This window comes from Streptomyces sp. GS7, from assembly GCF_009834125.1.
GTDB lineage: Bacteria > Actinomycetota > Actinomycetes > Streptomycetales > Streptomycetaceae > Streptomyces.
In genome coordinates, this window is record NZ_CP047146.1 from 7904051 (window position 1) to 7915749 (window position 11699).

Sequence of the window (11699 nt, forward strand, 5' to 3'; positions counted from 1 at the left end):
ACAGGGACGGCACGAGGCTCCCGAAGGCTGCCGGCCGGGCTGGCCGCCGCGCTGCTGACGGTGGCCGGCACCGCCGCGGCGGGCACCGCGAGCGCGTCCGAGGCGCGCCCGGCCGCGCACCCGGCCGCACCCGCCGCCGCCCCCCGGCACGCCGTCACCGGCTACTGGCAGAACTTCAACAACGGCGCCGCGGTGCAGAAACTGAAGGACGTCGACGACGCCTACGACATCATCGCGGTCGCCTTCGCCGACGCGACGGGAGCGCCCGGCGCGGTCACCTTCAACCTGGACCCGGCCGTCGGCTACGCCTCCGCCGCCGACTTCAAGGCCGACATCAAGGCCAAGCAGGCCGCCGGCAAGTCGGTGGTCGTCTCGGTCGGCGGCGAGAAGGGCTCGATATCCGTCAACGACGACGCCTCCGCCAGGAACTTCGCCGACTCGATCAACGGCCTGATGGACCAGTACGGCTTCGACGGCGTCGACATCGACCTGGAGAACGGCCTCAACTCCACGTACATGACGCAGGCGCTGAAGGCCGTCCACGCCCAGCACGGCGATGTCGTGGTGACGATGGCCCCGCAGACCCTCGACATGCAGTCGGCGCAGACCGAGTACTTCAAGACGGCCCTCGGCATCAAGGACTTCCTGACCGTCGTCAACACGCAGTACTACAACAGCGGTTCGATGAACGGCTGCGACGGCAAGGTCTACGCCCAGGGCTCGGTGGACTTCCTGACCGCGCTGGCCTGTATCCCGTTGGAGGGCGGGCTCGACCCGTCCCAGGTCGGCATCGGCGTACCGGCCTCGGCCGGCGCGGCGGGCAGCGGCCATGTCGCACCGTCGGTGGTCAACGCCGCCCTGGACTGCCTCACCGCGGGCACCAACTGCGGTTCCTTCAAGCCGCCGCGGACCTATCCGGGGCTGCGCGGCGCGATGGCCTGGTCCACGAACTGGGACGCCGCGAACGGCAATGAGTTCGCGAGCCAGGTGGGCGGGCACGTCCACGGACTGCCGTAGCCCGGCTCCCCCAAGGACGCCACCCCCCGAAAAATGGCCAGGTCCCGCGCACCGGGTGCGCGGGACCTGGCTCCGGGCCGCCGCGGGGCTACCCCCGGCCGGGCCTTCGGGTCAGCGGCGGACGCCCGACGGCTTGGGCAGCGTGCAGCCCGCGGCGTCCAGGTTCAGCTTGTTGCCGTCGCCGAAGCACTTGGGGATCCCGTAGGTCTCCTCGGCGTAGTTGGTGCCCTTGTGGACCGTCACATTGCCCTGGTCGTCCACCTCACAGGGGTTGTTGACGGTGCACTTCTCGCCGTTCTCGTTGCCCGTGTTGTTGATCGCGGTGACCTTGCCGGTGGCGTTGTCGACCACCGGCGAGCCGGAGGTGCCGCCGATCGTCTTGCACTCCGGGGTGTAGCGGACCGAGTCCTTCCAGCTCCAGTCGCCCTCCTTGAGGGTGGGCACGAACCCGTCGATGCTGCAGGTGTAGGTCTTCTTCCAGTAGCCGGACACCACGGTGATCCCGGCGCCCTTGGCCGGGTGGTCGGTGGACAGCTCCAGCGGCTTGATCCCGTACTTCTGCGCGATCTCCGCGTACGTCGAGCCGGTCTGATACAGCGTCACGTCGGTGTCGGTCATCGTGGCGTACGTGACCTTGGTGGCCTGGATCTGGCCCAGCTCACCCGCCGACTTGTCCAGGACGGTGAAGGCGCGGCTGGACTGCTGGTCGACTATGACCTGGCCCGGGGAGGGCATACCGCTCTCCAGACAGTGGCCGTTGGTCATCACCAGTGCCGGGTCGCTGTCCTTCGAGGTGGGCATCTTGACGATCGAGCCGGAGCAGTCGTCCAGCGCGACGGTGCCGGCGAAGTCGACCGCCTTCGTCCGGGGCGCCGGCCTGTGGTGCGCCGGCGCGTGGTGCGGGGCGGTGCCCGCCGGTGCGGCACCCGCGGGTGCGGCGCCGCTCACCAGGGCTGCGGCTCCCAGCACGGCGGTGGCCAGGGTGCCGACGAGAGGTCGATACATGTGGGGGGGTCCTCTCAGCTTATGTTCCGAAGTCTTTTGGCGTCAGTTCCGTGCCGCCACTTCGGTTTTGTCGTGCGCATTGTTGGCCGCTCAGGGCCCGGTCGCAACAAATTTCCCGTAATCGATGGCAAGTTGACGGACGGCCCGGCGCCGCGTACGCCTCGCACGCCGTGCATCAGGTCTTCCCTACCCCGCGCCCGCCCCTCCGCCACCTCGGCCGGCCGCGGTCGACCGACGAACTCGTACGTCAGTTGGGGCGGTTGCCCCTAGACGACCAGGCTGACGGCCGCGGCCACCACGAATCCGGCGACGGACAGCACCGATTCCAGTACGGTCCACGACTTCAGGGTGTCGCGCTCGGAGATCCCGAAGTACTTCGACACCATCCAGAACCCGCCGTCGTTGACGTGCGAGGCGAAGATCGAGCCCGCCGAGATCGCCGTGATGACCAGCGCCAGATGGGCCTGGGACAGCCCCTGCCCCGCCACCAGCGGCAGCACGATCCCGGCCGTGGTCACGATCGCGACCGTCGCCGAACCCTGGGCCACCCGCAGCACGAGCGAGAGCAGGTACGCCAGCACGATGACCGGCAGTCCGACGCCGTGGAAGGTGTCGGACAGGGCGGTGGCCACCCCGCTGCCCTTGAGCACGGCGCCGAAGACCCCGCCCGCGCCGACCACCAGCAGGATGTTGCCGACCGGCTTGAGGGAGGCGGTGGAGATCGCCTCCAGCGACGTGCGGGACCAGCCGCGGCGGATGCCGAGCAGGTAGTACGCGAGCACCAGCGCGAGCGTCAGGGCGACGAAGGGGTGGCCGAAGAACTCGATGACCGAGCGGCCCTCGGACGGTGCCAGCACGATGGACGAGAAGGTCGCCAGGAGGATCAGCACCAGCGGCGTACCGATGACGGCGAGGACGGCGGCCAGGGAGACCGGCTTCTCCCGGGGCCGGATCCCGGCCGCGGTCTGCTCGGCGACGACCGCGGCCCTGGCTTCCGCGGCGGCCTCGGCCATGTCGTGCGGCACCGGGACGAAGAGGCGGTTGCCGATCCAGGCGGCGTAGCCCCAGGCGGCCAGGACCGCCGGGACACCGCAGACGGCGCCCATGAGGATGAGCCAGCCGAGGTCCACCTTGAAGAGCCCGGCGGCGGCCACCGGGCCGGGGTGCGGCGGCAGGAAGGCGTGGGTCATGGAGAGCCCGGCCAGCAGCGGCATGGCGTACAGCACCATCGACCGTCCGCTCCGCTTGGCTGCGGCGTACACGATCGGCGCCAGGACGAAGATGCCGACGTCGAAGAAGACCGGGATGCCGAAGAGCAGTCCCGTCAGGCCCATCGCCAGCGGGGCCCGCCGCTCGCCGAAGTGGGCGAGCAGCCGGGCGCTCAACACCTCGGCGCCGCCGGAGACTTCGAGGATCGCGCCGAGCATGGTGCCCAGGCCGATGATGATGGCGACATGCCCGAGGATCCCGCCCATGCCGGACTCGATCATCGAGACGACGTCGGACTTCTGGACCGTGCCGAAGAGTTCGGTGACAGAGAGGCCGGCGGCGAGTCCGACGGCGATGGAGACGCCGAGCAGCGCGACGAACGGCTGCAGCCTGACCTTGATGATCAGGACGAGGAGCAGGGCGACGCCGAGGGAGGCGACGGTCAGCAGCCCTGCGGTGCCCGGTATCAGGGCGAGCAGTCCGCCGGTATGCGGTGGGGACGGTGGGGTGGGGGCCGCGGCAGCGAGGAACATGGTGACTCCGTTGTCCGGCAGGGGCCCGGAGACCGGGTTGTCCCCTGGTGAGCACGATCCAGGCAGGGGGGACCGCGGCACGGCGTCCCGGAGCTGCGGGACGCCGCACCGTGCGGCGGACGGTGCGCCGAGGGCGGCGCTGACGGCGGGCCGAGCAAGGAATCCGGCGCCTCAGCTCAGCACCGCGAGGGCGTCGATCTCGATGAGCAGGCCCTTGGGCAGACCGACGTAGACGGTCGTGCGGGCGGCGGGGGCCTCCTTGAGCCCCTGCTCCTCGAAGTAGGCGTTGTAGATCTCGTTCATCTCGGCGAAGTGCGCGACGTCGGTGAGGTAGACGCGCATCATCATCACGTCGTCCCAACTCGCGCCGCCCTCTTGGAGGATGGCCTTGACGTTGGCGAACGTCTGGAGCGTCTGCTCGCGCAGGGTCGGGCCGGCCGGGGTGGGGGCCCGGCCCTCGACGGCGGGCAGGAAGCCGACCTGGCCGGCGACCTGGAGGATGTTGCCCTTCCTGACTCCGTGGGAGAACTTGGCGGGCGGTGTGGTGTGGGTGGCCGGGGTGAGGGCGGTCTTCTCGCTCATGCGTGTCCTTCGGACGTCCTTCATGGGGCCGGTCGGTGGCCGGCGTTGGCGGTACCGGAGTACTCCCGGCTGATGGCGTCGGCGGTCCGGCGCACCAGCGGGAGCAGGGTGAGGAGTTCCTCCGCGCTGACGACGACACTCGGCGCGGAGACCGACATGGCGGCGACCAGGCGCCCGTCCGCGCCGCGGATCGGGGCGCCGACGCAGTTGATGGACTCCTCGTGGCCACCGAGGTCGGTGGCCCAGCCCTGTGCGCGCACCTTGGCCAGCTCGGCCAGGAAGGCCGCGGCGTCGGGTGTCGAACGCGACGTGTAGCGGGGGTAGTCGAGCCTCTCCGCGAGGGCGCGGCGCTCGGGCTCGGGCAGGTCGGCGAGCAGCAGCTTGGCGACCGCGGCGACGGTGATCGCGACGGGCTTGCCGATCCGCGAGTACATCCGGACCGGGTAGCGGCTCTCGACCTTGTCGATGTAGAGGACCTCGTTCTCCTCGTGGACCGCGAGGTGGACGGTGTGCCCGCACTGCTCGTTGAGCTCGACGAGATGGGGGTGGGCGATCTCGCGGATGTCGAGGTTCTCGACGGCTTCCTGGGCGAGCGCGAAGAGCCGGGCGCCGAGGCGGTAGCGCTGGTCGGGCTGGCGGTAGACGAGGCCGTGCTCATGGAGGGTGCGCAGCAGCCGCAGCGCGGTGGACTTGTGCACGCCGAGCCGGTCGGCGACCCGGCCGAGGTCGGCGGGGCCCTCGGCGAGCAACGGCAGGATGCTCAGCGCGCGGTCGACGGTCTGGCTCATGCCGACACCTCGCTCCGCTCGGCCTCGCATTCGCTCAGCGCGCACCCTTCCATGGCTCGCTCACTCCGCTCGCTCATGCCGACACCTCGCTCCGCTCGGCTCCGCATGCGCTCGGCGCGCACCCTTCCACGACTCGCTCACTGCGCTCGCTCATGTGCGTGCCTCGCTTCGCCCGGCCCCGCCTGCGTCGGGGGCGCACCTCTCGACGGTTGTCCCACTGCGCTCGTTCACGGCGTACGCACCTCCTGGTCCACGGCCTCTCTGGTGTCCGTCCAGCCGGGGCCGAGGTGCAGTCTCCCCCAGGCGGCGTCGTCGAGCCCGGCCAGCCGGTCGGCGAGGAGCCGGGGCGGCGGGGCGGCGAGGTCGCCGGTGACGGTGAGGGCGACGGCGGCCCACAGGTGGCCGTGCCGGATCCGGGAGCGCAGCGGCAGCCCGCGGAGGGTGGCGGAGAGGAACCCGGCGGCGAAGGCGTCGCCCGCGCCGACGGCGGCCACCACGTCGACCCTCAGGGCCGGGACGCCGACCACGTCGTCTTCCGGCGGGCCGCCGTCCGGCCGGGCGGGGGCCCGCCGGAAGACGGTCGCGCCGCCCCTCCCCCGCTTGACGACCAGGATCTCCGGCTCCGGCAGCGCTGCCCGCACGGCCCGGCCGCCGTGCAGGCCCCAGGCGTCCCGCGCCTCGTCCTCGCCGACGAACACGATGTCGGCGCCGCGCGCCAGATCGAGCAGGACCCGCGGCCCCTGCGCGTCGGCCCACAGACGGGGGCGGTGGTTGACGTCGAACGAGACCAGCGGGCGGCCGGCCGCCGCCGGTCGGGCGGTGAGTTCGCGCAGCAGGGCGAGGCAGTCGCCGGAGAGCGCGGCGGTGATCCCGGACAGGTGCAGCACCCGGCCGGCGCGCAGCGCGGCCAGGTCCATGGTCGCCACCGACATCGCGGACGCGGCGGAGCCGGAGCGGTAGTACGCGACCTCATGGGCGTCGGTGTCGCGGTCGCCGGCGGTGCGGAAGTAAATGCCGGTGGGGCGGGCGGGGTCGCGCCGGACGCCGCCGGTGTCGACGCCGTACGCCCCGATCGCCCGGACGAGATGGTCGCCGAAGCCGTCGGCGCCGACGCGGGAGATCCAGCGGACGCGGTGGCCGGCGCGGGCCAGGGCGCAGGCGACGTTGGACTCGGCGCCGCCGATGGCGCGCTCGAAGGCGGGCACGTCGGCGAGCCGCCCCGGTGCGGTGGGCAGGAAGGTGACCATGGACTCGCCGAGGCAGACGACATCGGCGTCCGGGGCGGCGGTGCCGTCCGGAACGGGGGTGCCGCCGACGTTCGAGGACCTGGTCACGATCGGTTGCGCTCCTTCGCTGTGCCGTTGTGCCGTTGTGCCTCTGAGGCGGGCCGGCGTCCGGCCGCGCCGCGGAAGGTCCGCCCGGATGTCCGCCCGGAATTCCACCGGGTGCCCGCCGGGCCGACCCGCCCGTCCTCCGCGGCCGTTCCCGACGCCGTTCTCCGCGCCATTACGGGCACCGTTCTGTGCGCCATTCCTGGCGCCCTTGCCCGCGTTTCTCCACCATTGACCGGGCGATGGCTCGGATGTTAGACAGCTGTAAGCGATATGCGCAATGCGTGTTGCAGAGTGTGCAACACAATCTTCGAGGAGGCTCCATGGCCGGCGAGCGGCTCGCGCAGGGACTCAAGAACCTCGCGGACGAGAAGGTCGATCACCGCTTCAAGGCACTCCCCCCGGACGCCGACGGGCGCACGGTCGGCGATCTGGCCGCCGAGCGCCGCAACCTCTTCACCGGCGGCTTCACCACCCCCGTCCTGGCCCTCTCCGCCGAGTCCGTCGAGCACAACCTCGCCCTCATGGAGACCTACGCCACCCGGCACGGCCTGGCCTTCGCCCCGCACGGCAAGACCTGCATGGCGCCGCAGCTCTTCGCCCGCCAACTGGAGCACGGCGCCTGGGGCATCACCGCGGCCGTCCCCCACCAGGCCCGCGTCTACCGCGACTACGGCATCCAGCGGATCTTCCTGGCCAACGAGGTCGTCGACGCCGCCGCGCTGCGCTGGCTGGCCGGCGAGCTGGACGCCGACCCGGACTTCCGCTTCATCTGCTACGTCGACTCGCTGCGCGGCATCGAGCTGATGGACACCGCGCTGCGCGCCGCGGAGGCCAGCCGCCCCGTGGACGTCGTCATCGAACTGGGCGCCGGCGAGGGGGCCCGCACCGGAGTCCGCAGCGAGGCCGAATGCCTCGAACTCGCCGACGCCATCGCGGGCGTGGACACCCTCCGCCTGGTCGGCGTCGCCGGCTACGAAGGCGAGGTGCCGCAGGCCGACCACGACCGCGTCACCGCCTGGCTGCGCCGACTGGTCCGGCTGGCCGCGGAGTTCGACGCCTCCGGACGCTTCGCCGACCTCGACGAGATCGTGGTCAGTGCCGGCGGCAGCGCCTGGTTCGACGCGGTCTCCGAGGTCTTCGCCGAGATCCCGGAACTCTCCGCACCCGTCCTGAAGTTGCTGCGCTCGGGCGCCTACGTCTCGCACGACGACGGCCACTACCGCCGCCTCACCCCCTTCAACCGCGTACCGGAAGAGGGCGCCCTCCAGCCCGCCTTCCGCCTCTGGGCCCAGGTCGTCTCCCGCCCCACCCCCGAGCAGGCGTTCGTCAACGCGGGCAAGCGGGACGCGGCGTACGACCTCGACCTGCCGCGGGCACAGGTCGTCCGGTCCGGCCGGGACGGCACCGTGCGGCCCGCGGCCGGCATCACCGTCACCGGGCTGTCCGACCAGCACGCCTGGCTCGGCACCGAGCACGCCGGCGACCTGGAGGTCGGCGACTGGGTCGGCCTGGGTCTGTCGCACCCCTGCACCTCCTTCGACAAGTGGCAGCTGATCCCGCTGGTCGAGGAGGACGGGACCGTCGTCGATTTCATCCGCACGTTCTTCTGACACTCGCGTGATACCCGCGGGGGTGCCGCCGCCGGCCCTCGGCACCCCCGGAAAACCCCCGATCCCACCCCGGCCCCGCCCCCGGGTCGGCCCCTGACCCACCCCCCGGAAAGGCGGCCCCCCATGGACACCGTGCTCCGCGACGTACGCGTCGTCGACGGGTCCGGAGGGCCGTCCTACCGCGCCGACGTCGCCCTGGCCGGCGGCCGGATCGCCGAGATCCACCGCGAGACGGACGGCGGCCCGCGCCCGGCCGCCGCCCGCGCGGTCGACGGCGCCGGTCTCGCCCTGTCCCCCGGCTTCATCGACATGCACGCCCACAGCGACCTCGCCGTGCTCCGCGACCCCGCGCACACCGCGAAGGTCGCCCAGGGCGTCACCCTCGAAGTCCTCGGCCAGGACGGGCTGTCGTACGCCCCGGTCGACGACCGCACGCTCGCCGAGGTGCGCGCCCAGATCACCGGCTGGAACGGCGGGGCGCCCGGCGACACCTCCGTCGACTTCACCTGGCGCACCGTCGGCGAGTACCTCGACCGCCTCGACCACGGCTTCGACGGCGACGGCATCGCCGTCAACGCCGCCTACCTCGTCCCCCAGGGCACGGTACGGATGCTCGCGGTCGGCTGGGACGACCGCGCCGCCACCGCCGGGGAGCTGGCGCGGATGCGGCGGCTGGTCGCCGAGGGCCTGGAGCAGGGCGCGGTGGGCCTGTCCTCCGGCCTCACCTACACCCCGGGCATGTACGCCTCGGACGCCGAACTGACCGAACTGTGCCGGGTGGTGGCCCGCTACGACGGCTACTACTGCCCGCACCACCGCTCCTACGGGGCGGGCGCCCTGGAGGCGTACGCGGAGATGGTCGCCCTCACCCGCGAGGCGGGCTGCGCACTGCATCTCGCGCACGCCACCATGAACTTCGGCGTCAACAAGGGGCGGGCACCCGAGCTGCTGGCCCTCCTGGACAAGGCCCTGGACGACGGCGCCGACCTCTCCCTGGACACCTATCCGTACACCCCCGGCTGCACGACTCTCGTGGCGATACTGCCCAGTTGGGCCGGCGAGGGCGGCCCCGAGGCGGTCCTCGCGAGGCTGCGGGACGACACGACGGCCGCGGCCATCCGGTACGCCCTGGAGGTGACCGGGTCCGACGGGTGCCACGGCGTCCCCATCGCCTGGGACACCGTCGAGATCTCCGGCGTCGCGGACCCGGCGCTGACCGGCCACATCGGCAGGACCGTCGCCGCCGTCGCCGCCGAGCGCGGCGAGGAGCCCTGGACCACCGCCCGCCGGCTGCTGATCGACGACCGGCTGGGCTCGACGATCCTCCAGCACGTCGGCCACGAGGAGAACGTCCGCCGGATCATGCGGCACCGCGTCCACACCGGCGGCAGCGACGGCATCCTCCAGGGCCGCAAGCCGCACCCCCGGGCGTACGGCACCTTCCCCCACTACCTCGGCGCATACGTCCGCGAACTCGGGGTGCTGTCCCTGGAGGAGTGCGTGGCGCACCTGACCTCGCGCCCGGCCGCCCGGCTGCGGCTGCCCGACCGCGGTCTGGTGCGCGAGGGCCACCGCGCCGACCTGGTCCTCTTCGACCCGGAGACGGTCGCCGCCGGCGCCACCTTCGAGGCCCCGCGCACCCTGCCCGCCGGCATCCCGCACGTCCTGATCGACGGCCGCTTCGTCATGGCGGACGGCCGGCGCACGGACGTACTGGCCGGCCGGGCGGTCCGGCGGACCCCGAAACGGCGCTGAGCGGCCCGCCGTCCGCGGAACCCGCGCCTCCGGCACCGGGCCCGGCCCGTCACCCCACGTGAGGAACCCCACGCCGTCCGCGGGTGACGTGGGGAAAAACACCGGGCGGGCGCCGATACGCGCCCGTAAAGTGGCCGTCATGCAGGTGATCCAGTCAACGAAGCTCGCCAACGTCTGCTACGAGATCCGCGGCCCGGTCCTTGAGGAGGCCATGCGGCTCGAAGCGGCAGGTCACCGCATCCTCAAGCTGAACACCGGCAATCCGGCGGCGTTCGGCTTCGAGTGCCCGCCCGAGATCCTGGAGGACGTCCTCCGCTCGATCGGCACGGCGCACGGCTACGGCGACGCCAAGGGCCTGCTCTCCGCCCGCCGCGCGGTGATGCAGCACTACCAGACCAAGGGCATCGAGCTCTCCGTCGACGACATCTATCTGGGCAACGGCGTCTCCGAGCTGATCCAGATGTCGATGCAGGCGCTGCTCGACGACGGCGACGAGGTGCTGGTCCCGGCCCCCGACTACCCGCTGTGGACGGCGTCGGTCTCGCTCTCCGGCGGCACCGCCGTGCACTACCGCTGCGACGAGCAGGCCGACTGGATGCCGGACCTCGCCGACATCGAGCGCAAGGTCACCGACCGCACCAAGGCCATCGTCGTCATCAACCCCAACAACCCCACGGGTGCGGTGTACGGCGACGAGCTGCTGCGCGGCATCGCGGAGATCGCCCGCCGGCACAACCTGATCGTCTGCGCCGACGAGATCTACGACAAGATCCTCTACGACGACGCCACCCACACCCCGTTCGCCGCGCTCGCCCCCGACCTGCTGACGCTGACCTTCAACGGCCTGTCCAAGGCGTACCGCGTCGCCGGCTACCGCAGCGGCTGGCTGGCGGTCTGCGGCCCCAAGGCGCACGCCGCCTCGTACATCGAGGGGCTGACGATCCTCGCGAACATGCGGCTGTGCGCCAACATGCCGGCGCAGCACGCGGTCGCCACCGCCCTCGGCGGCCGGCAGTCGATCAACGACCTGGTGCTCCCCGGCGGCCGGCTGCTGGAGCAGCGCGACACGGCCTACGAGGCCCTGATCCGGATACCGGGCATCAGCTGCGTCAAGCCGAAGGGCGCGCTGTACGCCTTCCCGCGGCTGGACCCCGCGGTGTACAAGATCAAGGACGACCGGCAGATGGTCCTCGACCTGCTGCGCGCCGAGAAGATCATGATCGTCCACGGCACCGGCTTCAACTGGCCCGAGCCGGACCACTTCCGCCTGGTCACACTGCCCGGCAAGGACGATCTGGCCGACGCCGTCACCCGAATCGGCGCCTTCCTCGACGGCTACGGACAGTACTGAACCGCAGCGACTTCTGTACGACCCTCAACTTTAGACTCCGTCCAAGCTAGGATGGCCTCCTAGACGTTTCCAGGAGGCCGTCCCATGTACGAACCGATCCGCACCAAGTCGGTCCACAGCATGGCCACCGCCCCGGAGGTGCCGCACCGCTCCCGCGAGCAGGAGCTGGACATCCGGCTGGCCGGGCAGCTGACCGCACTGCTCACCGTCACCGACGAGCTGCGCACCCTGGCGACGTCCGAGGGGGAGCGCGACGCGCTCGCCGACGCGGCCGACCGTATCGCCGAAGAGGTCGCGCGGCTGACCGGTGGCCACTACCCGCTGCGCGCCGAACCCACCGGCGGCACCGCCCCGTCCCGCGTGCCGGCCCTCCGGCAGCGCGCCCGCACCCTCGCCGGGAACGCCCTGGCGGTCGCCACCTCCCGGGACGACGCCGCGGCCATCGCCCTGGCCGGGGAGCGGCTGGCCGCCCATGAGACCGGTGGCCGGGACCTCGCCACGGCCTGAAGCCCGGC

At 72.1% G+C, this 11699-nt stretch carries 10 protein-coding genes; 5 read left to right on the top strand and 5 right to left on the bottom strand.

Going from position 1 to position 11699, the window contains the following annotated elements:
* Positions 1 to 27: 27 nt before the first annotated feature.
* On the top strand, positions 28 to 1017 hold the full coding sequence (locus GR130_RS34270; protein ID WP_443043783.1) for a chitinase: 990 nt from the start codon (positions 28 to 30) through the stop codon (positions 1015 to 1017).
* A 111-nt stretch (positions 1018 to 1128) separates the two neighbouring features.
* Here the strand turns inward: GR130_RS34270 and GR130_RS34275 are convergent, their stop codons facing one another.
* The 5 genes from GR130_RS34275 to GR130_RS34295 form a co-directional block, all read right to left on the bottom strand.
* Positions 1129 to 2022, bottom strand: coding sequence for a S1 family peptidase (locus GR130_RS34275; protein WP_159508303.1), 894 nt, complete (start codon positions 2020 to 2022; stop codon positions 1129 to 1131).
* Positions 2023 to 2288: 266 nt separating this feature from the next.
* Complete coding sequence (locus tag GR130_RS34280) at positions 2289 to 3764, bottom strand: GntP family permease (RefSeq protein ID WP_159508304.1); 1476 nt, start codon at positions 3762 to 3764, stop codon at positions 2289 to 2291.
* A 171-nt stretch (positions 3765 to 3935) separates the two neighbouring features.
* On the bottom strand, positions 3936 to 4346 hold the full coding sequence (locus GR130_RS34285; RefSeq protein WP_159508305.1) for a RidA family protein: 411 nt from the start codon (positions 4344 to 4346) through the stop codon (positions 3936 to 3938).
* 20 nt (positions 4347 to 4366) lie between these two features.
* Complete coding sequence (locus GR130_RS34290; RefSeq protein ID WP_159508306.1) at positions 4367 to 5134, bottom strand: IclR family transcriptional regulator; 768 nt, start codon at positions 5132 to 5134, stop codon at positions 4367 to 4369.
* A 227-nt stretch (positions 5135 to 5361) separates the two neighbouring features.
* Positions 5362 to 6468: a sugar kinase gene (locus tag GR130_RS34295; protein WP_159508307.1), complete on the bottom strand. Its 1107-nt coding sequence runs from the start codon at positions 6466 to 6468 to the stop codon at positions 5362 to 5364.
* A 320-nt stretch (positions 6469 to 6788) separates the two neighbouring features.
* Here GR130_RS34295 and GR130_RS34300 point away from each other — a divergent pair, with 320 nt between their 5' ends.
* The 4 genes from GR130_RS34300 (at position 6789) to GR130_RS34315 (ending at position 11691) form a co-directional block, all read left to right on the top strand.
* Positions 6789 to 8078, top strand: a complete 1290-nt coding sequence (locus GR130_RS34300) for an amino acid deaminase (protein WP_159508308.1) — start codon at positions 6789 to 6791, stop codon at positions 8076 to 8078.
* Positions 8079 to 8201: 123 nt separating this feature from the next.
* Positions 8202 to 9833, top strand: a complete 1632-nt coding sequence (locus GR130_RS34305; protein ID WP_159508309.1) for an N-acyl-D-amino-acid deacylase family protein — start codon at positions 8202 to 8204, stop codon at positions 9831 to 9833.
* Between the two features lie 139 nt (positions 9834 to 9972).
* A complete protein-coding gene (locus tag GR130_RS34310) occupies positions 9973 to 11184 on the top strand; it encodes a pyridoxal phosphate-dependent aminotransferase (protein ID WP_159508310.1) in 1212 nt (403 codons plus the stop codon).
* 84 nt (positions 11185 to 11268) lie between these two features.
* A complete protein-coding gene (locus GR130_RS34315; protein ID WP_159508311.1) occupies positions 11269 to 11691 on the top strand; it encodes an SCO4983 family protein in 423 nt (140 codons plus the stop codon).
* The last annotated feature ends 8 nt before the right edge of the window (positions 11692 to 11699 follow it).